This is a genomic window from Neobacillus piezotolerans, assembly GCF_003362805.1.
Taxonomy (GTDB): domain Bacteria; phylum Bacillota; class Bacilli; order Bacillales; family Cytobacillaceae; genus Bacillus_D; species Bacillus_D piezotolerans.
Genome location: NZ_QNQT01000003.1, coordinates 104,741 through 128,920, shown reverse-complemented (window position 1 = coordinate 128,920; position 24,180 = coordinate 104,741). Strand labels below are relative to the sequence as shown.

At 47.9% G+C, this 24,180-nt stretch carries 27 protein-coding genes and 3 riboswitches; of the genes, 22 read left to right on the top strand and 5 right to left on the bottom strand.

All coding sequences use genetic code 11. The features are described from left to right. The first annotated feature begins 4 nt into the window (after positions 1 to 4). Both galT and DRW41_RS22955 read left to right on the top strand, forming a co-directional pair. Entirely contained in the window at positions 5 to 1,498 is a 1,494-nt protein-coding gene (galT, locus tag DRW41_RS09700; protein WP_115451793.1) for a UDP-glucose--hexose-1-phosphate uridylyltransferase, read from the top strand. A 213-nt stretch (positions 1,499 to 1,711) separates the two neighbouring features. Further along, a riboswitch (cyclic di-GMP riboswitch) is annotated at positions 1,712 to 1,801 on the top strand. A 40-nt stretch (positions 1,802 to 1,841) separates the two neighbouring features. Continuing rightward, positions 1,842 to 2,006, top strand: a complete 165-nt coding sequence (locus DRW41_RS22955; RefSeq protein ID WP_181884487.1) for a hypothetical protein — start codon at positions 1,842 to 1,844, stop codon at positions 2,004 to 2,006. Between the two features lie 79 nt (positions 2,007 to 2,085). Here the strand turns inward: DRW41_RS22955 and srtD are convergent, their stop codons facing one another. The 3 genes from srtD to DRW41_RS09685 form a co-directional block, all read right to left on the bottom strand. Further along, the gene (gene srtD, locus DRW41_RS09695) at positions 2,086 to 2,703 is read right to left on the bottom strand and encodes a class D sortase, LPxTATN-specific (RefSeq protein ID WP_115451792.1); all 618 of its coding nucleotides are present in this window, start codon (positions 2,701 to 2,703) and stop codon (positions 2,086 to 2,088) included. A 5-nt stretch (positions 2,704 to 2,708) separates the two neighbouring features. Beyond that, positions 2,709 to 3,425, bottom strand: coding sequence for an LPxTATN C-terminal sorting signal domain (locus tag DRW41_RS09690; protein WP_115451791.1), 717 nt, complete (start codon positions 3,423 to 3,425; stop codon positions 2,709 to 2,711). Between the two features lie 243 nt (positions 3,426 to 3,668). Then, complete coding sequence (locus tag DRW41_RS09685; RefSeq protein WP_115451790.1) at positions 3,669 to 4,943, bottom strand: polysaccharide deacetylase family protein; 1,275 nt, start codon at positions 4,941 to 4,943, stop codon at positions 3,669 to 3,671. 222 nt (positions 4,944 to 5,165) lie between these two features. On the opposite strand from DRW41_RS09685, the gene DRW41_RS09680 reads away from it, so the two are divergent. Next, positions 5,166 to 5,699: a DUF5946 family protein gene (locus DRW41_RS09680; RefSeq protein ID WP_115451789.1), complete on the top strand. Its 534-nt coding sequence runs from the start codon at positions 5,166 to 5,168 to the stop codon at positions 5,697 to 5,699. Between the two features lie 335 nt (positions 5,700 to 6,034). On the opposite strand, the gene DRW41_RS09675 is transcribed toward DRW41_RS09680, so the two are convergent. Then, the gene (locus DRW41_RS09675) at positions 6,035 to 6,331 is read right to left on the bottom strand and encodes a transporter suffix domain-containing protein (protein WP_115451788.1); all 297 of its coding nucleotides are present in this window, start codon (positions 6,329 to 6,331) and stop codon (positions 6,035 to 6,037) included. Positions 6,332 to 6,491: 160 nt separating this feature from the next. On the opposite strand from DRW41_RS09675, the gene DRW41_RS09670 reads away from it, so the two are divergent. The 19 genes from DRW41_RS09670 to DRW41_RS23600 all read left to right on the top strand — a co-directional run bounded on the left by DRW41_RS09670 (position 6,492) and on the right by DRW41_RS23600 (position 22,048). Next, the gene (locus DRW41_RS09670; protein ID WP_115452053.1) at positions 6,492 to 7,274 is read left to right on the top strand and encodes a Cof-type HAD-IIB family hydrolase; all 783 of its coding nucleotides are present in this window, start codon (positions 6,492 to 6,494) and stop codon (positions 7,272 to 7,274) included. 254 nt (positions 7,275 to 7,528) lie between these two features. After that, positions 7,529 to 7,885: an arsenate reductase family protein gene (locus DRW41_RS09665; protein WP_115451787.1), complete on the top strand. Its 357-nt coding sequence runs from the start codon at positions 7,529 to 7,531 to the stop codon at positions 7,883 to 7,885. A gap of 84 nt (positions 7,886 to 7,969) precedes the next feature. Continuing rightward, entirely contained in the window at positions 7,970 to 8,350 is a 381-nt protein-coding gene (gcvH, locus tag DRW41_RS09660; RefSeq protein ID WP_115451786.1) for a glycine cleavage system protein GcvH, read from the top strand. Positions 8,351 to 8,483: 133 nt separating this feature from the next. After that, positions 8,484 to 8,723, top strand: coding sequence for a YusG family protein (locus tag DRW41_RS09655; RefSeq protein ID WP_115451785.1), 240 nt, complete (start codon positions 8,484 to 8,486; stop codon positions 8,721 to 8,723). A 372-nt stretch (positions 8,724 to 9,095) separates the two neighbouring features. After that, positions 9,096 to 9,464 carry a toprim domain-containing protein gene (locus DRW41_RS09650; protein ID WP_115451784.1) on the top strand — a complete coding sequence of 123 codons (369 nt, stop codon included), beginning with the start codon at positions 9,096 to 9,098 and terminating at the stop codon, positions 9,462 to 9,464. Beyond that, entirely contained in the window at positions 9,461 to 9,772 is a 312-nt protein-coding gene (locus DRW41_RS09645) for a thioredoxin family protein (protein ID WP_115451783.1), read from the top strand. The genes DRW41_RS09650 and DRW41_RS09645 overlap by 4 nt, the downstream gene beginning before the upstream one ends. A gap of 309 nt (positions 9,773 to 10,081) precedes the next feature. After that, positions 10,082 to 11,353 carry an MFS transporter gene (locus DRW41_RS09640; protein ID WP_115451782.1) on the top strand — a complete coding sequence of 424 codons (1,272 nt, stop codon included), beginning with the start codon at positions 10,082 to 10,084 and terminating at the stop codon, positions 11,351 to 11,353. A gap of 154 nt (positions 11,354 to 11,507) precedes the next feature. Beyond that, entirely contained in the window at positions 11,508 to 11,879 is a 372-nt protein-coding gene (locus tag DRW41_RS09635) for a hypothetical protein (protein WP_115451781.1), read from the top strand. A 48-nt stretch (positions 11,880 to 11,927) separates the two neighbouring features. After that, positions 11,928 to 12,028, top strand: a riboswitch (SAM riboswitch). 173 nt (positions 12,029 to 12,201) lie between these two features. Next, positions 12,202 to 12,314: riboswitch (SAM riboswitch) on the top strand. Between the two features lie 166 nt (positions 12,315 to 12,480). Beyond that, positions 12,481 to 13,506, top strand: a complete 1,026-nt coding sequence (locus DRW41_RS09630; protein ID WP_115451780.1) for a methionine ABC transporter ATP-binding protein — start codon at positions 12,481 to 12,483, stop codon at positions 13,504 to 13,506. Beyond that, the gene (locus DRW41_RS09625; protein WP_115451779.1) at positions 13,499 to 14,167 is read left to right on the top strand and encodes a methionine ABC transporter permease; all 669 of its coding nucleotides are present in this window, start codon (positions 13,499 to 13,501) and stop codon (positions 14,165 to 14,167) included. Before DRW41_RS09630 ends, DRW41_RS09625 begins: the two co-directional genes overlap by 8 nt. A 52-nt stretch (positions 14,168 to 14,219) precedes the next feature. Further along, positions 14,220 to 15,056, top strand: coding sequence for a MetQ/NlpA family ABC transporter substrate-binding protein (locus tag DRW41_RS09620; protein WP_115451778.1), 837 nt, complete (start codon positions 14,220 to 14,222; stop codon positions 15,054 to 15,056). Between the two features lie 174 nt (positions 15,057 to 15,230). Then, entirely contained in the window at positions 15,231 to 15,602 is a 372-nt protein-coding gene (locus DRW41_RS09615) for a carboxymuconolactone decarboxylase family protein (protein ID WP_115451777.1), read from the top strand. 224 nt (positions 15,603 to 15,826) lie between these two features. Continuing rightward, a complete protein-coding gene (locus tag DRW41_RS09610; protein ID WP_142752211.1) occupies positions 15,827 to 16,009 on the top strand; it encodes a YuzK family famiily protein in 183 nt (60 codons plus the stop codon). A 375-nt stretch (positions 16,010 to 16,384) separates the two neighbouring features. Then, entirely contained in the window at positions 16,385 to 17,170 is a 786-nt protein-coding gene (gene sufC, locus DRW41_RS09605; RefSeq protein ID WP_115451775.1) for a Fe-S cluster assembly ATPase SufC, read from the top strand. 18 nt (positions 17,171 to 17,188) lie between these two features. After that, positions 17,189 to 18,493: a Fe-S cluster assembly protein SufD gene (sufD, locus tag DRW41_RS09600; RefSeq protein ID WP_115451774.1), complete on the top strand. Its 1,305-nt coding sequence runs from the start codon at positions 17,189 to 17,191 to the stop codon at positions 18,491 to 18,493. Beyond that, entirely contained in the window at positions 18,493 to 19,722 is a 1,230-nt protein-coding gene (locus DRW41_RS09595; protein ID WP_115452052.1) for a cysteine desulfurase, read from the top strand. Before sufD ends, DRW41_RS09595 begins: the two co-directional genes overlap by 1 nt. Further along, positions 19,712 to 20,152, top strand: coding sequence for a Fe-S cluster assembly sulfur transfer protein SufU (gene sufU, locus DRW41_RS09590; protein ID WP_115451773.1), 441 nt, complete (start codon positions 19,712 to 19,714; stop codon positions 20,150 to 20,152). The genes DRW41_RS09595 and sufU overlap by 11 nt, the downstream gene beginning before the upstream one ends. Before the next feature lie 126 nt (positions 20,153 to 20,278). Beyond that, a complete protein-coding gene (gene sufB / locus DRW41_RS09585; RefSeq protein WP_115451772.1) occupies positions 20,279 to 21,676 on the top strand; it encodes a Fe-S cluster assembly protein SufB in 1,398 nt (465 codons plus the stop codon). 243 nt (positions 21,677 to 21,919) lie between these two features. Then, positions 21,920 to 22,048 carry a hypothetical protein gene (locus DRW41_RS23600; RefSeq protein WP_281272300.1) on the top strand — a complete coding sequence of 43 codons (129 nt, stop codon included), beginning with the start codon at positions 21,920 to 21,922 and terminating at the stop codon, positions 22,046 to 22,048. Positions 22,049 to 22,109: 61 nt separating this feature from the next. Here DRW41_RS23600 and DRW41_RS09575 read toward each other — a convergent pair whose 3' ends face one another. Further along, positions 22,110 to 23,858, bottom strand: a complete 1,749-nt coding sequence (locus DRW41_RS09575) for an ABC transporter ATP-binding protein (RefSeq protein WP_115451770.1) — start codon at positions 23,856 to 23,858, stop codon at positions 22,110 to 22,112. Positions 23,859 to 24,180: the final 322 nt, after the last annotated feature.

The following is a 24,180-nucleotide window of genomic DNA, read 5'->3' as shown; positions in this document are numbered from 1 at the left end:
ACACATGGAGGTATATCAGGCTATTCAGGCGCTGCTCGACCGGGCGCTTGCCTGTGAAATGATCAAACAACAGGATGAAATTTACGCGCGCAACCAGATCATGGCCCTCCTTGGACTGGACGAATTTATCGACAATGGCTCATGCCAGGATGGCGCGGGGATTCCCGATATCCTTGATGCGCTCGCCGATTACGCCGCCGAAAAGGGAATCATCGAGGGACTGGATTCCCAGCGGGAGATTTTTTCGGCGAGGATTATGAATGTCCTTATCCAAAGGCCTTCAGATGTAAATGCCTTGTTTTATGAAAAATACAATGCCGACCCCAACCTTGCGACCGACTATTTTTACGAGCTGAGCAAAAACAGCAATTACATCCAGACAAAGCAGATCGCAAAAAACATTAGCTATTCGTATGAATCGGATTACGGCATGCTCGATATTACGATTAACCTCTCAAAGCCCGAGAAGGACCCGAAGCAAATCGCCATTGAGCGGGAAATGAAAAGCGCCGTTTTGGAATATCCAAAATGCCTCCTGTGCATTGAAAACGAAGGATATGCGGGCAGAATCGGCTATCCGGCGCGCTCAAACCATCGGATTATCGGACTCGAGCTTGGCGGTGAGTCCTGGTATCTGCAATACTCGCCTTATGTTTACTACAACGAGCACTGCATCGTCCTCAGCGCCGAGCACCGCGATATGAAAATCAGCCGCGGCGCGTTCACCCGGCTGCTTGAATTCGTCGGCAAGTTCCCAGCCTATTTTCTCGGTTCGAACGCCGACCTGCCTATTGTCGGGGGGTCAATTTTAACCCATGACCATTACCAGGGGGGGAAATACGATTTCGCGATGGCGAAGGCAGAGGCAAATTACTCGTTCCAGCTGGGCGGTTTCCCTTCTATTGAAGCGGCAATGTTGAAATGGCCGCTGTCCGCCATCCGGATCCGCGGTAAAAATCCGGAAGAGCTTGCGGATGCGGCAGACAAGATTTTCGAAACGTGGATGGGCTATAGTGACCCGGAAGCGGGAATTGAAGCATTCACTGGCGGGACAAGGCATAACACGGTTACGCCAATTGCGAGGATGCGTGACGGCCAGTTTGAAATGGACCTTGTCCTTAGGAACAACCGGACAAGCGATGAACATCCGCTTGGCATTTTCCATCCGCACAGCGACGTCCACCATATCAAAAAAGAAAATATCGGCCTTATTGAAGTCATGGGGCTCGCCGTTTTGCCAGCCAGGCTTGAAAATGAGCTAAAGGAAATCAAAAAGTACCTGCTTGGGGAAAAGGCGGAAGTAAAGGAATACCACCTCGCATGGGCGAATGAAATGAAGGAAAAGCATGCCGCCGAATTATCGCCTGGTTCGGTTTCAGCGATTATCAGGCAAAATGTCGGCGCGAAATTTGCCCGGGTACTTGAGGACGCGGGAGTCTTCAAACAGACGGAGGAAGGCAAGCGCGCGTTCCGGAAATTCACGGATTTATTAGGATAGGGAAGAAAAGCCCGTTCCGGCCACTTGCCGGGGCGGGCCTTTGCATTGACCAATTGGCACATTTCTACGAAAAAAATTTCGGCCGCCCACGTTTATCGCAGTACATAAAACGGATATTACCTGTATATATACCAATAGGACGATGCCTTTTTTTGGTGAAAATGTATTGAATCTGAATCGGATTTTTGGTAAGTTAGGGGCATAGCACAAAATTGTACGAAACGGCAAATCCACTGAAAAGTGGGGGCGCAAAACTAAAGGGGCTAAAGCTATTTTAAATAGCCATGCCAGCCAGTTCCCGAATACGGCCCTGCGGTATACGGATCATTAGGGGGTAATTGTGTTGAAAAGTCTACTAAAAGCGAGATACTATTTCCATTTATTTTTACATAGGTACAACCGCAGATTAGTGGATGACGCAATATGCGTGAATCTGAAATCGAAGTTAATGGCTAAATCGGATTATCATCTATGCAAAGCTGCCGGCCTGACAGCGAAGGCTGAATAATAAAAAGCACTGACCGCGATTTTTTGCGGCCAGTGCTTTTTTTGAAAACAAAAACCGGGCAAATGCCCGGCTATAACGTTCAATGTTTGGTTATTTCGGGCTGGGAGACCAGCTTCGTGTAGACGATGAACCTGTCCGGCGCGTTTCCAACGAAATAGAACGGATAGCAGGTCGTCAAGGTCAACGTCTCGAAATCGGTCGGGACGGCAACTGTCATATCATCCGCATGGGTGATTTTAAAATCGGTTGTTTCATAAATAAAGTCACCATACGGGGTCGTGAATATGACTTCCTCACCCACCTTTAAATCCTTCAGCTTCCTGAAAACTGTATCCCTATGGCCGCTCAGCACAACGTTCCCCCCTTGTCCTGGAAGAGCGCTTCCTGCGAGGTGGCCAGCGCCTTTTTTCAGTTCATTGTCATGGGTGCCCTGTACAACCGGGACATCCAGGCCGACTGAAGGGAACTTCAGATCGCCGATTTTATCCCCAGGTGCAGGAAGGGTAGGCCATACCTGCTCGAACTGCCTGTCAGGCAAATCAGGTTCATACTCATTCAGGGCTGTGTGGGCCAAAAGGACCGTCTGTTTTGTCAAATCAAATCCGAAATAGGCGACAATGCCTCCGCCAATCAACAAAAAAAAGATGGGTATTGAAATAATGACCCATCTCCATATGTTTCTGCGTTTCTTTCGCATTCAGCTTACGCCTCGAGGGTGTTGCCTGTTTTGCGGAAATAGCGCGCCGCAGGTACGGCAGCCGCCGCTCCAAGCAGCATGATCAATCCGCCAAGCAGTATGTATTCATAGTTGTTGGTAGCTGTGTTAGGAAGCTTCTGCGCTGGCATCGGAACGAATTTGCCACCTTTTTCAAGCTGCTCCTTTGCTTGGACCGCAGCCTTTAGGGCGGTGATTTTTGTCAAAAGAACTTTCGGGTCAAGGTCTGCTAAAGTTGGGTCAGCAGTTGCAAGAAGCTTTCCGTTCAGGTCTTTCAACTCGATGATAAGTCCTGTTGTGCCAGGCTTGTACTTAAAAATATCGACAGGATTCCCGTTGTCATCGACAAACTCCGCTTGAAGGTGAGCAAGTTTCACGCTGTCAAGGAATAGGCGGGCAAGCTCGACTTTTTGCGCATTTGGCAGGCTTTCAGGATTGTTATTCTTGAGGAGATCGCTCGCACGCTTTGTGTTTGCGTCAATCCCGTCGAATTCTGCCTTGCTCAAATCTACTGATTGAAGGTAAGCGTAAAGATAGTCGACATTGTCTAAATTAAGAGCTTGTAATGAGTCCACTAGTTTCTGGGCATGGGGATTCGCGTTCCCGGCAGCTGACGCCTCGCCTGGAAGCAGTGCGAAACCTGATAATCCCAAGCTCAGGGCCGCAACAATTGCTCCCTTTTTCAAAAATGCTTTCAAGTTCATTTTCCACCCTCACTTTTCCATATGATAACTCGTAATATACCATATTTTAGAATATTTCTCAAATTTATTTTAAAAATGTAAGAAAAAGTCGTATTTTGTAATTATTGGAATTTTTATAAAGTCAATATTCTATCCGCATTGGCTTTACTTTGCATTTTTTTGCAATGGAAAATAAAAAAAGACGGAGTTTCCGCTCTCCGTCCCTATCATTCTATCAGCCTTGAATTTTTTCATCTTTTTATTCTACTTAAATTGAACCGGAGCCATGCTGGAAGTCAGAGGCAAGAGCTTGAAATTCTGGCTTTTCAGGTATTCCAGCAGTGCTGGGAGGCAGGCGAGCGTCTCATCGCGTTCATGCAGCAGGACGACGATTGGTCCTGGTTTACTTTTTTGTTTTTCGATTTGCTCGATTGCGCTGTCGACAAAGCGGCGGTCACGGTAAAACCAGTCCCGGCTGTCAACATTCCAATCCCACATTTTGTATCCATGGGCCGTGACAGCCTTTTTGTAATCAGGTTTCATATACGGGGAACTTCCGAACGGTGTCCGGATTAATACCGTATCAATCCCGGCAAGCCTTTTTATCGTATCCCTGCCCTGATCCATTTCCGCAACTACCGTTTGGGCCGAATGGTAAAACTTTTGCTTATTATGGCTAACGCCGTGCATTCCCAGGCTGTGCCCGGAAGCCGCCATCCTCTTCACCGCGTTGGGGTATTGCTTCATATTTCCATCCAACATGAAAAAGGTCGCTTTGGCATTGTATTTGTCGAGCAGGTCAAGTATTTGGTTTGAAACGCGATGCGGGCCATCGTCAAATGTCAGGTAAAGCTCTCGTTGTTTCCCGGATGCGGTGGGAGCGGGAGGCTTGACTGAAGGTTTGTTCTGGGCAGGCACAGCAGGTGTTGATGCAGGCTGTTTGCTTGTTTCTTGCTGCTGAGGCTGATTTGTCGAATCAGGATTTGCTGCCGGCGGGTGGTCGGGCTTTGAGCCATCCTCCTGATTTGAAGTCTGCTCCTGATTTGATGGCAGCTGGCTTGCAGGAGGTGCAGTTTTATTTGATACCACGCTGGCCTGAGGGCTGGCCGGCTTTGCGGCTTTTGCCTGTTTCGAGGCAGGTTGGCTGGCAGGCTTTGGTGTTTGTGCTGGATTCGCGGCCGGCTGCTTTACGGGCGTTGAACCAGAAGCTGGCGCAGCGGCAGCTTGCTGAACGGGCTTCGGCTGTTGCGAAGATCCTTCTGATTGTTTTTCTGTGATTTTTGGGGCCGCGGATACCTGGGTGATTTCGCTTTTCTTCTGATTCTTTGGCGGGGATACAGGTTTAAGCTTCGGACCGAAATTTGGAAACTCCGCTGCAAATTCGTTTTTCACCCACATAGTCGCGGGACTGTCATTCTTTGTTGTCCTGGCCTTCGACGCATAGGCGCCAACCGCCAGTACCATCCCGAATATTAGCGGAATAAAAGCGAGGCAAATCAAAAGTGTCCGGATCTTCTTGTTGGCAAGCATATTTCCCATCCCTTTTCCCCTCTGTATCCTAAAAGTTAGCTGCTCAACTATATAGTCGATTATATTTCTGTTACGTTACAAATATTTCTGATATTCTACAATTTACTAGTTTTGGAGAGAAAAAGATAGAGATATATCTCCTGTTTTTTTGAAAAAATTTGTAACTTTTTGACCTTCGATTATGATTAATTCCGCCAGTGGCTTCATGAAGGCAATGGGGGTAAAATATGGATGAACGATGTGTTTCTTAAGGTGCTTTTTATCGGATCTGGCATCACTGTAAATGAACTGGATAAGCATATGAAAAAGGAGGCTGGAAGGATGAACAAGGCAATCAATTACAGCAAATCGTGTCCGGAATGCGGCGCCCCTGAAGCAAATGGGCTTGACTGCCGGGGGCAGCTTGAAGAAATTCTGGCTTGGGAGCAATACTCCCCTGAATTGGCAGAACAGCATTTTTGGACGGTCGCCTGCTTCAATATTCAGCATCCTTCCACCATTACCGATGATTCCTGGAGAGGACTATGCGCGGTTTTTTGCGAGGCATACGATGAGAATTTGACAGTAAAAGATATCCGCGGGCAGGTATCCTCGAGGACGGAGGGAGCCGCCAGGATTAAAAGAGGAGTGGCTGCAAAACCAATAGCCCGTGAATGGGCAATGGCGATATCAGAGGTTTACCTCGCAGGAGAGCCAAAGGGAGCGGCCGACAGGGTCCGCGCCTGGTCGAAGGTAATCCGGAAACAGATTGAAGACTTCCTATAAGACATTACGCGCGAGTCAAGCCTGTCCCTCTCCCAAAGAATGTGGTTGAAACAGTCTTGAAATCCCGCATTAAAGACGTTTTCGGCCGGGGAAAGTGGATAAAACGCTTCTCTGACCCAGCATTAGGACCGTTTTGTCCTGGGAAATCGGAGGAAACGGTCCTAAGACCCTGGCTCAACGTCCATCTGTAGCAACCTTCTTCGCAAAAACCTCCAAATGTATCCGAACATCACCCCAAATCTCCCTAAAAAGAAAAAACCAGGGTGCCCACACGAATGCATGTGGGCACCCTGGTAACTCATCAGCGGGAAACCGCCGCTGATGGAAGGTTCAACTTATTCTTCCTCGTTGTGTTTTCCGTTTTTAAACCAATTCATAGGATTCAGGTTTTTCCGGTAACGCGTCACGGCTTCTTTGCCAAGTATGATGCCGCCAATCCAAAAGGTGGCTTCACCCGCGAGCACCAGCCCACCGGTAATCGCTACTTTTGTTCCGGTCGAAAACGAACTGAGCGGGACGAGCAGGATGGCTCCATATAATAAACAGGACAAAATAATCAGTATGACACCTAAACGGGCAAGCGATGCTTTTTTCTTCTGTTGGGCGGCTGTGGCCCCCTCATTCTCAAGCATGTGCATCCTCCGGTTTCTTTTTTCTAAATTATATAGCATCGAAATCCACAGGGCTATTAAAAACTGGCTGGACGGCTTGGTGGATTATTCATGTGTACTTTTGTACAATGGTAGGAATGAACGCCAACGCGGGATTTTTTATAATAGAAAGGTGTTGTACATGGAAAAAAGCATTATTTTTTTCGATATTGACGGGACTTTGCTAGATGATGAAAAGCGTTTGCCGGCATCGACCAAGGAATCCGTTTTTAAACTTAAGGAACTGGGACACGAGGTTGCGATTGCGACCGGACGCGCTCCGTTCATGTTCGAGGAGCTTCGGGAGGAACTTGGCATTCACACATATGTCTCCTTTAACGGGCAATACGTCGTCCTCCAGGGCAAACCCATCCACCGCAACCCTATGAACGAGCAGGCGCTTGAGCAGCTTACCGTGACAGCGGCGGAAAACAACCATCCGCTTGTTTATATGGACGCGCTTGATATGAAAACGAGTGTGCCGGAACATAACTGGATCAATGAAAGCATGGGCACCCTCAAGCTTACAAAAAAGCCGTCACATGAGCCGGATTATTTCCGAAGCCGTGAAATTTACCAGACACTCTTATTCTGCCAGCACGAAGAGGAACTCCAATATGAAGAAACATTCGGCGAGTTTGACTTTATCCGCTGGCACCCGCTTTCCGTCGATGTCCTGCCCGCCGGGGGGTCAAAGGCGAAAGGAATCGAAAGACTCGTCTCCGCCATGGGGCTATCCATTGAAAACGCCTATGCATTCGGCGACGGCCTTAATGACATCGAGATGCTTTCCTACGTGCCAAACAGCGTCGCCATGGGCAATGCCCTGCCTGAAGTGAAAGAGTCCGCCAGGTACGAAACCATCCACGTCAACGACGGCGGAATCCTCCACGGGCTGAAACTTGTCGGCCTGCTGAAAGAATAGTTCTTTAAAATGGAGGGAAGGCCACGTCCCATATATAAGAAATCCTAAAATGAAGCAATCAGTTCGGACTTCGCTTCACGTCTTCACTCCCGCCAAAAAGATATGTCAATTTGGTGGCAAAATCAAAATGCTTGCAGGAATTTGCGGGATGGTGGCGAATAGGTAAGTTGCGCCTTATCGAGAGATGGCCGAATTAGGATTTTTCCCCGTGGTGTGGTACTATTTCAGAGGATGAATCTATAGGGGTGATGCAGTTGGCATTGACGTTTTACTGGTATCCGAAGTGCGGAACATGCAGGAACGCCAAAAAGTGGCTTGATGCGCACGGGATTTCCTACGAAGCAGTACATATCGCCGAGCAGCCGCCGTCAAGGGACGAACTAAAGGCTCTTTATGAAAAAAGCGGGCTCGAGCTGAAGAAATTTTTTAACGTAAGCGGCCAAAAATACCGTGAACTTGGCTTAAAGGACAAAATCAAAACAGCTTCCGAAGATGAGCTGCTCGAAATCCTCGCATCAGATGGCATGCTCCTGAAGCGGCCGATATTGACCGATGGGGAAAAGGTGACCGTCGGATTCAAGGAAGAAGAGTACCAAGAGGTTTGGCGTTAGACGCCTGTTGCCGGTCTCGGCATTCATGGTAGTATCGATTGGCAAATCGATAATAGATAATAAAGGACATATGGAGGGATTGCAATGAGTACACCAAAAGATTTGCGGTATTCAGAAGAGCATGAATGGGTAAAGGTTGAAGGGGAAAAAGTCCGTATCGGCATCACGCATTTCGCTCAATCCGAGCTTGGCGACATCGTTTTCGTCGAACTCCCGGAAGTTGGCGACGAAGTAACAGCGGACGAGCCATTCGGCAGCGTCGAGTCCGTTAAAACCGTATCCGAACTTTACGCTCCCGTCAGCGGCAAAGTAGTCGAAGTAAACGAAGACCTGGCCGACAGCCCTGAATTCGTCAACGAATCCCCATACGAAAAAGCATGGATGATCGTAGTCGAGCCATCCGACTCGAGCGAAATCGACAACCTCATGACCGCCGAACAATACGAAGAAATGACAAACGAATAAGACGAGCGGAGGCCTCCTTTGGATGGCCTCCTTTTTTCATTTTTGTGAAAATTGGACAACGCCCTAACTTTCCCAACTATCATTCCGGACGCCCCGGGCATGCTAATGGAAAAACAAAAAGGGTGGGCTAATCATGACATTGAACGTAAAAAAACTCGACATTACCGACAGAGTGATTGGAAAACTGAAAAATGGGGAAATAGAACTATACTTGGAAAATGAACCCATTGGCCGCATCATGTTAACAGGCCAAGCGGACTTCGAACTCGATAACCGCTTCGATGTAGACCAGCAGCGCATCTTCCAGAACGTCACCGTCACCGAGAACCCCGGCGCCAAATACACCGACTGCGACGACGGCGGCTGGTGCTAAAGGGTAAAGGGCAGCAAGCGCGGGGACGAGACAAAAACCGTCCCGTCTAAAGATGGAAACCGCAGCGGGACAAATACTCCCGGTTGGATGCCAGGCACACTTAACGGCACCGTATATGTCAACGTTAATCGGCGCCGTATCCCGGACACCAATAACCGCACCGGGTATGTGTCATCGTTAACTAGTGCCGTTAAACCGGACATTATTATATCTCATCTGATATATGTCACTGTTAACAAGGCGCCTAACCGGAAGCAAACTCCTGTATACAAATCGGGGGCCATGGTATAGTTGAAACAGGGCGGGAGGCTACACACAAAAACGCGCGAGTGAATAAGCTATTACCAACAACTTTTCCTGCAGGTGATTCCAATGAGCGAAGAATACGCGGATAAAATTATTATTGTTGAAGGTAAGTCGGATAAGAAGAAGGTTCTCGGGATGATAAAGGACCGAGTTGAGGTTATTTGCACGAATGGGACGATTTCCCTTTCCAGGCTTGATGAACTGATCGATTCGTTCGGGGACAGACAGGTGTTTATCCTCGCGGACGCGGACGAAGCTGGTGAAAAACTGAGGCGGCAATTCCGCCGGGAGTACCCGGAAGCGGAGCATCTCTATATTGACAAAATGTACAAAGAGGTGGCGACCGCTCCATACCATCACCTTGCCATGGTCCTTTTGGGCGCCAACATTGATGTTCACACCGAATTTTTGGAGATGGGCCGCACCGCGCAATGAAGGAATGGACAAGCGCGGAAGCATCCGCTTTCCTTCAAGGCGCGCAAACAGGTCTTCTATATTTTTATACGCCTCTGTGCGGAACCTGCCAGGTGGCTTCTAGAATGCTTGAAGTTGTCGCGGCAATGAACCCACAAGTGGAAATCGGCAAGCTCAACCTCAATTATGCCCCGGAATTCGCGGAAACTTTTGCAATTGAAAGTGTGCCTTGCCTAATCTTTATCGAGGAAGGGCGCGCCGTTGAATCCATTTATGCGTTCCGGTCCGTACCATACCTGCTGGAAAAAATCAATACAGTGTTACGTTAAGCGGATGCGAAAAGCATCCGCTTTTTCTGGGCAGCAAGCCAACCTGCGAATCGACTAGTCCGCATTCCTATAATAACCCATTGACTCTCATGGCCCATTTTATCTCCGCCGCACCCCTCACTTTCAACTGTTTTTGCCCAAATTTGAACAATTTAGGTTTAGCTCAAAAAAATAGGCCTGCTCCAGCATGTTCCCTTGTTTACATTTTGTTCCTGACCGATTATGATACTTAGGGAGGCGAAATATTTGCGCTTTCCATGAGGGAATTAAGGTCCGGCAAGTCCGGACATCAGCAAAGGGCGGATCAGGATGGCTTTTTACAAAGGGTGGATTACACAATTTAACGCCTATAACACGAATATAAAATTGAGCATGACGGCCAACATCATTACACAGATTGGCATTGGCATCTTCATTGTTATTTATAATTTCTATGTCCGTGAACTTGGCTATTCGGAGTCAGTGAACGGGCAGATTATCTCGATGGCGTCGCTTGCGACGGCGATTGTTCTCGTTCCCGCTGGAATCATTGGCGATAAATTCGGAAGGAAACGGGTCATATTCTCTGGCATTCTTGTCTCTGGAACTCTGCTGATCATGAGGGCTCTCGCAGCCGAAGAAACGATGCTTGTTTATTTGGCATTCGCGGCAGGGCTTTCAGGCGCATTCCTTCAGGTTTCAGGAATCCCTTGGCTTGCAGAAAATTCCGACCCCTCGCAAAGAGTCAATTTGTTTTCGCTCCATTTCGCGTTAATGACTGCCGCGAGTGTTGTCGGGAACTTGCTTGGCGGGATTTTGACCGATTTTTTCGGCCTCTTCTTCAGCAATCTTGAAAGCCTAAGAATAACCTTATTAATAGGGGCGGTTATTTATTTGGGAGGAGCGGTTCCGGCATTTAAATTCAGGACCCCCGCCAATCGTGTGGCTAAGCCGAAAACCGATGAAACCGCCAAGAAAAAGGCATTTAACTGGAGTGGCTTTAAAATCATTGCACTTTTTGCAGTAGCGCAAATGCTGATTGGATTTGGCGCAGGGCTCGTCATTCCATACCTGAATCTTTATTTCGCGGGAAGGTTTTCTGCGTCCACTTCAACGACCGGCTTCATCATCTCCCTTGGCCAGGCGGCAACCGCTTTTGCGATGATTATCGGGCCTAAGGTCGTCAAACGGGTCGGGGAGGTAAGGGCTGTGGTAATCCTGCAGCTTCTATCGCTGCCATTCCTGCTTTTGACCGCCTATACCCAAAACTTGTGGCTGGCCGCGATCGGTTTCCTGTTCAGGCAGGCGCTCATGAATGCCGGAAACCCGATTCAAAGCTCGCTTATCATGTCACGTGTTGATGATTCAATGAAAGGGCTAGCGAATTCAATAAACCAGACGGTGTTCAATCTTGGCTGGGCGTTCATGGGGCCGGTATCGACCGGGATTGTCGTCAAGTATGGAAACTACTGGGGGTACGCATATGTTTTCACAATCACCGCAAGCCTGTATTTAATTGGCTCCGTGTATTTCTATCTTGTATTCGGCAGGAAAGTTTTAAGGAATCGGGCATCCCAGGTGCCAAAAGCCGCCGGAATGTGACATATTTCCCCGGAAATGTTTTCCGTTTTTAAGATAATTGCTATATGCGGAAAAACAAGTTTCTACCCTGGATGATTTTTGCAAATCTTGTCGAACGAATCATAAAGGATTCCTTCTTTTCGGAAAGAATTCAGTAGGCAAGGGGGAATTCGGAATGATTGAGCAAATTAATCGGTTCTGTGCAGCTTTTAATAAAAAGCCGCATTTACATCCTTTAATCGGGGGCAGCAAGAAAGTTTATTTGAATATTGGCGGCTGCTTTCTGGAATTTCGAGAAGGAATGGCGATGATTGGAAGCGCCGAGGCTCCAGGCGAACCATGGCTTGCGGAAGTCACTGGGCGGCCCGAAGCCATTAGCGAGCTTCTCTCGGGCACGGCAAGAATGCGGGATTTGCTCACTCTTGGAACGCTGGAAGTCCAAGCTTCTTTCCGTACTGTGCTAAAGCTTGAATCAATTTTTCTGTTAGCAAAAGAATATGCAAGTGAAGAGGGTGAAACTTCCCTATTGACGGAACCGATGTCTTAAGATAAACTTTCTTTAAATCTTAGCGCAAGATTCAAACAACTCAATAAAATCTTATCAAGAGAGGCGGAGGGACTGGCCCAATGACGCCCGGCAACCGGTGAAAGCACGGTGCCAATTCCAGCGGGGGGTTACCCCTGTAAAGATAAGAAGGGAGATCCCCCTCTTCTTATGGAGCGGGTTTTTTTGTTTTTTAAAGGAAGTTTTACGTTTCCATCCTTAGCCATTTGCCTGAAATTTCCGTGTATTTTCGAAAGTTTCTTTATTGACACCTTATTTCGGCCATGATACGATAGCTTTCGTGATTAATTGAATAGGTTAGCTGCTCTTATCAAGAGAGGTGGAGGGATGTGCCCGATGAAGCCCGGCAACCGTCACAGGACCTGTCCTGTGAAATGGTGCCAATTCACACAAAGCTTATGCTTTGGGAGATGGGAGAAAGGATAGATGTTTATTATGCCTTTCTGCCGCCGCAGAAAGGCTTTTTACTTTTTCCGGAATGAATCCTTACGTGATATCAAACGATAGGATTGAGAATAGAGCGTTCAATTGGCACGATTGCTGCCCTGGCTGATGGGTAAATAGGTGTAAAGAAGGTGATAGGATGATTTCGATAAAAAACGTCAGTAAAAGCTTTCGGTCGAAGCAGGGGACGCTGACAGCGGTTGAAAATGTCAATCTCGACATAAACGAAGGAGAAATCTTCGGGGTGATTGGCTATAGCGGCGCCGGTAAGAGTACACTGATCCGGATGCTGAACAGGTTAGAAAGCCCGACTGAGGGATCCATTACGATAGCCGGACGAGAAATTTCTAAAATATCGGAAATCGAACTCAGGAAGGCACGCCAGGAAATCTCAATGATCTTCCAGCATTTCAATCTTCTCTGGTCGAGGACGGTCCGTGAAAACATCGCGTTTCCGCTTGAAATTGCCGGAATACCGGGCGGGGAGCGTAAAAAGCGTGTTGATGAGCTGATCAAGCTGGTTGGCCTTGAGGGAAGGGAAAATGCCTACCCGTCACAGCTGAGCGGGGGGCAGAAGCAGCGCGTCGGCATCGCCAGGGCGCTTGCCAATAATCCTAAGGTCCTGCTTTGCGATGAGGCGACATCAGCGCTTGATCCGCAGACTACGGACGCGATTCTTGACCTATTGGTCGACATCAATAAACGCCTTGGCCTGACAATCGTCCTGATTACCCATGAAATGCACGTCATCAGGAAAATTTGCCACCGCGTCGCCGTTATGGAGAGCGGAAGGATTGTCGAGCTCGGTCCGGTGCTGGATGTATTCAAGAATCCCCAGCAGCCGATAACGAAGCGATTCGTCCAGCAAGTAACGGAGCCGGAGGAAACGAAGGATGCGGTTGAGCATCTGCTCGAACGCCTTCCATCCGGAAAGGTTATCCAGCTGACATTCGTCGGCGAGGCGACCGAACAGCCGCTTATCACAAACTTGATCAGAAAGTTCGATATAACGGCGAATATTTTGCAGGGGAAGATTTCACAGACGCAAAGCGGATCATACGGTACATTGTTCCTTCATCTGGATGGGCCGGAAAGCGAACTGGAAAAAGCGCTTGACTACATCAACTCCCAGCAGGTAGGCGTGGAGGTGATTGCAAATGCTTGAAACCTATTTCCCTAATGTCGTCTGGGAAAATATGTGGGCGGCAACACTTGAAACGCTCTATATGACGGGCATTTCCGTTGTAATTACATTTGTGCTCGGCATCATCCTGGGGTTGCTTCTCTTCCTGACCGGGAAAGGAAACCTCTGGGAAAATGCTTTCGTCAATAAAATCATAGGCGCGTTTGTGAACGTATTCCGTTCAATCCCATTCATCATCCTGATTGTCCTGCTCATTCCGTTCACGGTGTTTGTTGTAGGATCCATGATAGGAGAAAATGCGGCATTGCCGGCACTCATAATCGGGTCGGCGCCGTTTTATGCGAGGATGGTTGAAATCGGCCTCCGTGAAATTGATAAAGGCGTCATCGAAGCGGCGAGATCAATGGGCGCATCAACCTGGACGATTATTCGGAAGGTGCTTCTGCCCGAATCAATGCCTGCGCTTGTATCCGGCATTACCGTTACAGCAATCGCCCTTGTGAGCTACACGGCTATGGCCGGAGCGATAGGCGCTGGCGGATTAGGAAACCTTGCTTACCTCGAAGGTTTCCAGCGCAGCCGCAATGACGTAACAGTCATGGCAACAATCATCATCCTGATTATTGTTTTTATCATTCAATTCATCGGGGACACAATTACCCGGAAATTGGATAAGAGATAACATCCTTCAGCCCACGCGGCTGATAGTTTACCTACACAAAGGAGAAGAGAATATGAAAAAATGGCTTGGAACACTTTTAACATTCGCCCTTGTCCTCGTACTTGCTGCTTGCGGCGGTTCCGATGACAAAACGGGAAGCGACAATAAGAAAGATGACAACAAACTGGTAGTTGGCGCGACAAACGTACCGCATGCTGAAATCCTTGAGAAGGCGAAGCCGATTTTAAAAGAAAAAGGCATCGACCTTGAAATCACAACATTCACGGACTACGTTCTTCCTAACAAAGCATTGGATTCAAAGGAACTTGATGCTAACTATTTCCAGCACATTCCTTACTTCGAATCCCAAATCAAGGAAAATGGCTATAAATTTGCAAATGCTGGCGGAGTCCACATCGAGCCGATCGGCGTATATTCCAAGAAATACAAGAGCCTTGACGACCTGCCAAAAGGCGCTCATATCATCGTAAGCAGCTCTGTTCCTGACCACGGCCGCATCCTTGCCATGCTTGAAAGCAAAGGCCTGATCAAGCTGAAGGATGGCGTAAACAAAGTTGAAGCGACTGTTGAAGACATTGTCGAAAACCCTAAAAACCTTAATTTTGATGCGAAATACGAAGCCAAACTTCTTCCGCAAATCTACAACCAGGGTGAAGGCGATGCGGTTCTTATCAACTCGAACTATGCAATCGATGCTGGACTGAACCCAATTAAAGATTCAATCGCAATCGAAGAATCCGATTCACCATACGTCAACATCGTCGCGGTCAACAAAGGTGATGAAAACAGCGACAAAATCAAAACTCTCATGGAAGTCCTGCACTCCAAGGAAATCCAGGACTTCATCCTCGAAAAGTACGAAGGCTCAGTCGTTCCGGTTTCCGAATAATCGGCTGCCGAATCGGCTTTCCTTAGGAAAAATGCGATACTTTTATTTTGGCGGCCTCCTATATGGGGGCCGTTTTTTCTTTTCGGATTCAAATTGGCCCACTTGGTGAGACGAATACTTCCAAAGTCAATTCACCATACTAACGAGGAAAAAGAACCGTTAGGAGTGGAAGAATTGGAGCAATTTCACGAGCCACAGAATTCAACAGAAGAAGCATTATACGAATATAAGGCGGGACTTGGCGTATTTACGAAAAAAATGCCCGAAATAGCGCGCCTGTACAACGCGTTCACGGAGGAATGCTTTAAGGAAGGAGCCCTCTCCCAAAAGGACAAGCACTTGATCGCGCTTGGGGTATCCCTTCATGCGCAAGACGAATATTGCATCATTTATCACTTAAAAGGATGCCTCGACCAAGGGGCTTCCGAAGATGAAATTTTAGAAACTGTCGGCGTCACCGCTGCATTCGGCGGCGGCGCGGCCATGAGCCAGGGAGTCACCCTTGTACAGGAAGCTATCGATGAACTGAACCATTTGAATCATTAAGGGTTAAATAACATTAGTGTTAGAGGTTCCATTTTTGAATGGGATTTCAAATTGAAAGTGTCTTCACCAGAAACCACCACCTTTTTCCATCAGTTCCTTCCTTTTCCGTGAAAATGGCCGTTTCCATGAAATGAACGAGGGTATACACCTAAAGTCGGAGAAATACCCCTTGGGGATTTTTCCAAAAACCAACATTCATGGGTAAACGAAAGGACGTTTTATTTGTGGAAAAGATTAACATGAGGTATACATCCGAGATGGAGAAAGCCATGCAAGGATCTCATGGTATCGGTTATGAAGAGTACCAGCTTAAGCATGATGTGCGGATGGAAGTTGAGCAGCGCCGCGAGAAAGAATATGTGAAGAGCCAGCGGATGATCGCGGATATTGACCGGAAAATCTTCTAGCAAGAAATCAGCCAAACGATGCCGTAATAGCGGCCAAGAAGAGGCTGGCCCACTTGCTGGTTAGACACAATATATAATAGGAAGAAACACGGAAAGCCAGTGGACCATATCACTGGCTTTTCGTGTTTTTTTAGGCTATTGTAAAAGCGTGTATACATGAAGCTGTCCGGGCAAGGGGAAAATAGCCTTGAAAAATCGAAAGGCCAATTCTCAATCCTGCATAGTTCAGTGAAAATGGAAAACAGCCCTGACATTCTGGTTAAAGGGTTGCTAACACATTTGATTTGTTATAAGATTGGAATGAGAATAAAATGAGAATGGAAGTTCCTGCTATACAGCTAGGGAGACTTCCTCATTCATAGCGGAGGTATTGAAATGGGTGGATCAACTTTAACGATCAAAGATCTTCATGTCGCGATCGAAGGGAAAGAAATTTTGAAGGGTGTAAACCTTGAAGTAAAAGGCGGGGAAATCCACGCCATCATGGGACCTAACGGAACCGGAAAATCAACCCTCTCTTCTGCGATCATGGGGCATCCGAAATATGAAGTAACAAGCGGTTCCATTACGCTTGACGGCGACGACGTCCTTGAAATGGAAGTTGACGAGCGCGCTCGCGCAGGACTTTTCCTTGCAATGCAATATCCAAGCGAAATCAACGGCGTTACAAATGCCGATTTTTTACGTTCTGCAATCAACAGCCGCAGGGGCGAAGGCAATGAAATTTCCCTTATGAAATTTATCCGCCAAATGGATGCCAAAATGGACTTCCTTGAAATGGACCAGGATATGGCCCAGCGCTACTTGAATGAAGGCTTCTCCGGCGGTGAAAAGAAGCGCAACGAAATCCTTCAGCTCATGATGCTTGAGCCGAAAATCGCCATTCTTGACGAAATCGACTCCGGGCTTGATATCGACGCACTCAAGGTTGTATCCAATGGAATCAACGAAATGCGCGGCGAAGAGTTCGGATGCTTAATTATTACACACTATCAGCGCCTTTTAAACTACATCACTCCTGACCATGTGCATGTCATGATGCAGGGCCGCATCGTTAAATCAGGCGGGCCGGAACTTGCCCAGCGCCTTGAAGCGGAAGGATATGACTGGATCAAGCAAGAGCTTGGCATTGAAGACGAAACAGTCGGGCAAGAAGCATAAGCGTTAGGGGGATTGGAAATGACTACTGAAACCATTTTGCCTTTTGACAAGGAGTTCATCAGCTCTTTTTCAAAAGAAAAGGCCGAACCCGCATGGCTTGAAGAATTGCGTCTGAAGGCTCTTGCCAGCATCGATTCTTTGCCAATGCCTAGGCCCGATAAAACGAAAATTGATAAGTGGAACTTCACGAAGTTCGAACGCCACACTGTCGAGAGCGAGCCGTTTGCATCCTTGAACGACCTTTCCGAGGATGTCAAGGCGCTTGTCGACATCGAGGGCCATAAGAATCTGTATATTCAGCGGAACAACACGCCGGCCTATCTATCACTGTCCCAGGACTTGAAGGATCAGGGCGTTGTGTTCACTGATATTTTCACGGCAGCGAAGGAGCATGGCGACTTGCTGCGCCGTTATTTCATGAACCAGGCTGTCCAGGTTGACGAGCACCGGCTCACTGCGTTACATGCCGCGCTCATGAACGGCGGAGCGTTCCTCTACATTCCGAAGAATGTCGAGGTTTCCGAGCCTATACAGGCTGTATACCTTCATGACAATGCCGAAACGAATCTGTTCAACCATGTCATTGTCGCTCTGGACGACAACAGCTCCGCGACATACGTTGAGAACTATATTTCGACTGTCGATGGACAAGGCGTGTTCAATATCATCAGCGAAACAATCCTTGGCGCGAATGCCCGCCTCCAATACGGAGCGGTCGACACACTTGCCAAAGGAATCACGACCTATGTGAACCGCCGCGGCGTAACAGGCAGGGATGCCCGGATTGATTGGGCGCTTGGCCTGATGAACGACGGTAACACCATTTCCGACAACGAAACCAAACTTGTCGGCGACGGCTCCCATGGCGACCTGAAGACAGTCGTTGTTGGGCGCGGGGAACAGATACAGAACTTTACGACGAAAATTGTCCATTTTGGAAAAAATACAGAAGGCTTTATTTTGAAGCATGGCGTTATGAAGGACAGCGCTACGTCAATTTTCAACGGAATCGGCAAAATCGAGCATGGCGCGACCAAATCGAATGCCGAGCAGGAATCACGCGTCCTTATGTTAAGCGAAAAAGCCCGCGGCGACGCGAACCCAATCCTGTTGATTGATGAAGACGATGTTACGGCGGGCCACGCGGCTTCCGTTGGACGTGTCGACCCAGTCCAGCTGTACTACCTGATGAGCAGGGGGGTACCGAAGGCAGAGGCTGAGCGCCTCGTCATTCACGGATTCCTGGCTCCGGTGGTCAACCAGCTGCCTATCGAAGGCGTCAAAAAGCAGCTTACCGAAGTGATTGAGAGGAAAGTTAGATGATAAATTCAGCCGAAATCCGCCAGCTGTTTCCAATTTTGAACCAGGAAGTTAACGGAAAGCCGCTCGTCTACCTTGACAGCGGCGCTACATCCCAAAAGCCGGTTCAGGTCATTGAAGCGCTAGACAAGTACTATCGCGAATATAATTCCAACGTCCACCGCGGGGTCCATACCCTTGGCACGAAGGCGACTGATGCATTCGAAGGGGCTAGGGAGAAAGCGCGAAAGTTCATCAATGCCAAATCGACTCAGGAAATCATCTTTACGCGCGGGACGACGACTGCTTTAAATACCGTCGCCCACAGCTATGGCACGGCGAATTTGCGGGAAGGCGATGAAATCGTTATTACCCCGATGGAACACCACAGCAACATCATCCCGTGGCAGCAGGTCGCAAAGCGGACCGGCGCCACACTGAAATATATGCCTCTTCAGGAAGACGGCACGATTTCAATTGAGGATGCGCGGAAGACGATTACGAAAAACACGAAAATCGTATCCGTCGTTCATATTTCAAACGTGCTTGGCGTAGTCAACCCTGTCAAGGATATTGCCAGAATCGCCCATGAAAATGGCGCGGTCATGGTCGTCGACGGCGCCCAGAGCGCACCCCACATGAAAGTCGACGTCCAGGATTTGGATTGTGATTTCTTCGCATTTTCCGGCCATAAAATGTGCGGTCCGACAGGAATTGGGGTATTATACGGGAAAAAGGAACTTCTGGAAAACATGGAGCCAATTGAATTTGGCGGCGAAATGATCGATTTCGTCCATGATTTCGAGTCGACATGGAAAGAGCTGCCGTGGAAGTTTGAGGCCGGCACCCCGATTATCGCGGGCGCCATCGGCCTTGGAGCGGCAATCGACTTCCTGCAGGATATCGGCATTGACAACATCGAAGCCCATGACCGCAGGCTCGGCGCCTACGCGCTCGACAAGATGTCGCAAATCGAAGGGATGACGATCTACGGGTCTAAGGATCCATCCAAGCGCACCGGCATTGTCACATTCAATATAAGTGACGTCCATCCGCACGATGTCGCCACTGTCCTTGACGCTGAAGGAATCGCCGTCCGCGCCGGCCACCACTGCGCCCAGGTGCTGATGAGGTGGCTGAAGGCTTCGGCCACGGCCAGGGCGAGCATGTATTTGTACAACACGGAAGAAGATATTGATAAGCTCGTTGACGGACTTGTCAAAACAAAGGAGTATTTCAGCGATGTCTTCTAATAACTTGGATCAGCTTTACCGCCAGGTGATTATGGACCACTACAAAAACCCCCGCAACAAAGGGGTTATCGAGGATGGCAGCCTGACGGTCAATATGAACAACCCAACCTGCGGAGACCGGATCCAGCTGACAATGAACGTTGAAGACGGAATTGTAACGAATGCGAAATTCGAAGGGGAAGGCTGCTCGATATCGATGTCTTCCGCCTCGATGATGACGCAGGCGATCAAAGGGAAAAAAATCGACGACGCCCTCAAGCTGTCCAAAATTTTTTCCGATATGATGCAGGGAAAAGACTATGATGACGATCTTGACCTCGGCGACATCGAAGCGCTATCCGGCGTTTCGAAGTTCCCGGCGCGAATCAAATGCGCGACACTCGCATGGAAAGCGATGGAAAAGGGACTCACGGATGGGACTAAAGAATAGGTTTGGCAGCCTTTGGAAGCGGTGCGCGTGCAGGCTCGATGCCGGATTGCCGGGATTGGGCGTGGGCGCAAAGCACCTTTTTCCAAAAAAAGGCCTTTAAAAACCTAAGAATGGAGGAACACGGTAATGGCTAAAAAAGCGCCAGAAATCGGTGATTATAAATATGGCTTTGCCGACAGGGATGTTTCCATCTTCCGGTCGAAGCGCGGGCTGACGCGCGAGATCGTTGAGGAAATTTCGAAAATGAAGGAAGAACCGCAGTGGATGCTCGATTTCCGCCTGAAATCGCTTGAGTATTTCTATAGCATGCCGATGCCTCAGTGGGGCGGCGATTTGAATTCGTTGAACTTCGACGAAATCACTTATTACGTTAAGCCTTCCGAGAAGACTGAACGCTCTTGGGATGAGGTGCCTGAGGAAATCAAGGCGACGTTCGACAAGCTCGGCATTCCTGAAGCGGAACAGAAGTATCTCGCGGGTGTTTCCGCCCAGTACGAATCGGAAGTTGTTTATCACAATATGCAGGAAGACCTTGAGAAGCTTGGGATCGTCTTCAAGGATACCGACTCCGCGCTTAAGGAAAACGAAGACATTTTCCGCGAGCACTGGGCGAAGGTTATCCCTCCGACCGACAACAAGTTCGCTGCTTTGAACTCGGCGGTATGGTCCGGCGGCTCGTTCATCTACGTACCGAAAGGCATTAAGGTGGACACTCCGCTCCAGGCTTACTTCCGCATCAACTCCGAAAACATGGGGCAGTTCGAACGGACACTGATTATTGTGGATGAAGGGGCCCATGTACACTATGTTGAAGGCTGTACAGCGCCTGTCTACACGACGAATTCGCTGCACAGCGCGGTCGTGGAAATCATTATTAAAAAAGATGCCTACTGCCGCTATACAACTATCCAGAACTGGGCGAACAACGTTTACAACCTTGTAACAAAGCGCGCGGTTTGCGACGCGAATGCGACGATGGAATGGATTGATGGCAACATCGGCTCGAAGCTGACGATGAAGTATCCGGCAGTCATCCTGCGCGGCGAGGGAGCCCGCGGCATGACATTGTCAATCGCATTGGCGGGTAAGGGCCAGCACCAGGACGCGGGGGCGAAAATGCTCCACCTGGCGCCAAACACATCTTCAACCATCGTGTCGAAGTCAATCTCGAAGCATGGCGGAAAGGTAACGTACCGCGGCATTGTCCACTTCGGACGCAAAGCCGACGGCGCCCGTTCCAACATCGAGTGCGACACATTGATCATGGACAACAAATCGACTTCGGATACGATTCCGTACAACGAAATCCTGAACGACAACATTTCGCTTGAGCACGAAGCGAAGGTTTCGAAGGTTTCCGAAGAGCAGCTCTTCTATTTGATGAGCCGCGGAATCTCCCAAGAAGAAGCGACTGAAATGATCGTAATGGGCTTTATCGAGCCGTTTACGAAAGAACTTCCAATGGAATACGCCGTTGAAATGAACCGCCTCATCAAGTTCGAGATGGAAGGCTCCATTGGTTAATATTTTTACTGTAAAAACCGTCTGTCCACGTGGCAGGCGGTTTTTCGCTGTGGGGGGATACTTCGGCCAGAAAAGGCAATTCAACAATGAAAGCCAAGATATACGGTGCGGCTGTTTGTATCGATTGTGGATTTGGACAAAGGAAGGGGAAAACATGGGGCCGGTGTCCAAATCAGGGGTGGATTTGGACAAAGAAAGAGGAAAACACGGGACCGGTGTCCAAATCAGGGGTGGATTTGGACAATGAAAGAGGAAAACGCGGTGTCGGTGTCCGAATCAAAGGGGCTTTCGGACAATGAAAGAAGAAAACGGGAGCTTTCCTTTGTGTGGCGGAAATCAATCTCAAGGTTCCATCAGAATATAGATCTTTGATTCAGCCTATATAGAAAAAAAATCCGCCCTTTTTAAAAAAGGGCGGATTTATCGTAAAATATCACGTAATTGTTTCAAACTGCCTGGAATAGAGGTGGGAGTATACACCGTTCCGTTTAAGTAAAGAATCGTGTGTGCCTTGTTCCATAATGCCGTCTTCAGTTAAGACAATGATCCTTTGAACATTGCGGATCGTTGATAGGCGATGGGCGATGACAATGGTTGTACGTCCTTTCGCCAGTTCTTCGAGTGATTCCTTGATAATGCTTTCACTTTCGTTATCCAAAGCACTGGTTGCCTCATCCAATATGAGAATTGGCGGATTCTTAAGAAATACACGGGCGATGCTTACTCTCTGTTTTTGCCCTCCGGAGAGTTTAACTCCCCGTTGGCCAATACTGGTGTGATAACCGTTTGGCAAGCTCATGATAAAGTCATGGGCGTTTGCGTGTTTGGCTGCTTTAATAATTTCTTCGTCGCTGGCTCCAGGATTTCCGTAACGAATATTTTCCAATATCGTTCCAGCGAAGAGATAAACATCCTGTTGGACAATTCCTATGCATCTTCTTAATGATTGAAGGTCAATCCTGCAGATGTTTTCCCCATCCAGCAATATCTCCCCATTCGTGACTTCATAAAAGCGGGGGATAAGGGAGCAAAATGTTGTTTTTCCAGCACCAGATGGGCCGACCAAGGCAACGTACTCTCCAGGCCGTATATGAAGTGACATATTTTCCAAGACATGGCTTGAATGATCTTCATAACGAAAGGAAACATTTTTGAACTCTATTTCCCCACGTACCTCTTCCATAGGCAGAGTCACGGCATTCGGTTCGTTTTCAATCGAAGGCTTTAGATTCATGATTTCCATAAACCGCTGGAAGCCAGTGATTCCTTCCTGAAATTGCGTGCTCATATGGGTCAGTTTTTGAATTGGTTCTATCATATAGCTGATATACAGCAAAAATGTGATTAAATCGGCCAAATCCAATGTGTTGTGTACGATACTGGCGCTCCCGATAATGACTACTGTGATTGTAATCAGCTGTATAATTGTTTGTACGGTATTGTAAAAATTGGCTTCGACTTTGTAAAACTCTATTCTGCTCTCAAGGAAACGATTATTTTCCCGGCTGAACTTTTCGATCTCATATTCCTCGTTGGCAAATGATTTCACGACGCGGATTCCTGATAAACTATCCTCTACTTGAGCGTTTACGTCCCCAATCCTTTCTTTGTTTCTTCTTAATGCCCTATTTTCAATCTTATTAAAATAGAGGGAAAGGGCGCCCAACAAAGGCAGGAAACAAAAAGTGACAAGCGTTAACGGGGCGTTAATAAGGAATAAAATGACAAAGGACCCGATAAAACGGATTAGATATTTGATGTAATCTTCCGGGCCATGATGATACAGCTCGGAAAGCATCAGCAGGTCGTTCGTAATCCTTGTCATAAGCTGGCCGGTCTTTTCCTTATCGTAAAAGCTAAAGGAAAGTTTTTGAATATGTGCGAACAGTTCACGCCGCATATCACTTTCCATGCGGGCTCCTACTTCATGGCCTTTGTAGTCTACAAAATAGGTTCCAATATTCTGGATAGCGACTAAAATGAGCATCATTGCCCCAATCCAATATACTTTAGGCAATGCGACGGATAAGTCTCCTTCTAAAACATCCTTTGTAATATACCGGACAAGCAGCGGGAAAACCAGCGTCACACCTGAGACAATGATTGCACAGGCCAAAACCGTAAGATACAACCTTGCATATGGCTTGTAATACGAGAAAAACTTTTTAATTGGAAAATCCATAAGTTACCCCTTTTTGTGTTATTTAACTAAACACATAGTAGGGGGTACACCGTAAACAATTAAGAAAGTGATACACCCCTATATGTTTGAACGGATGTGCTAATCAATTTTCGCATGGAAAATTCCTCCTTAATCTTTGTTAGTAAAATTATAAACACAGTATTTCAGTAAAGTACAGAATATTTAATGAAATTGTGTTTACCGATTATTGAAGGAATCCATAGCCAAGCCGTTCAGTGGGCGAAGCACTGCCATAGTAACCAGCACCATCCCAATCCACTCTAGATCCGCGTTTACTTTCCTCTCTCCCGGGAAAAAGACA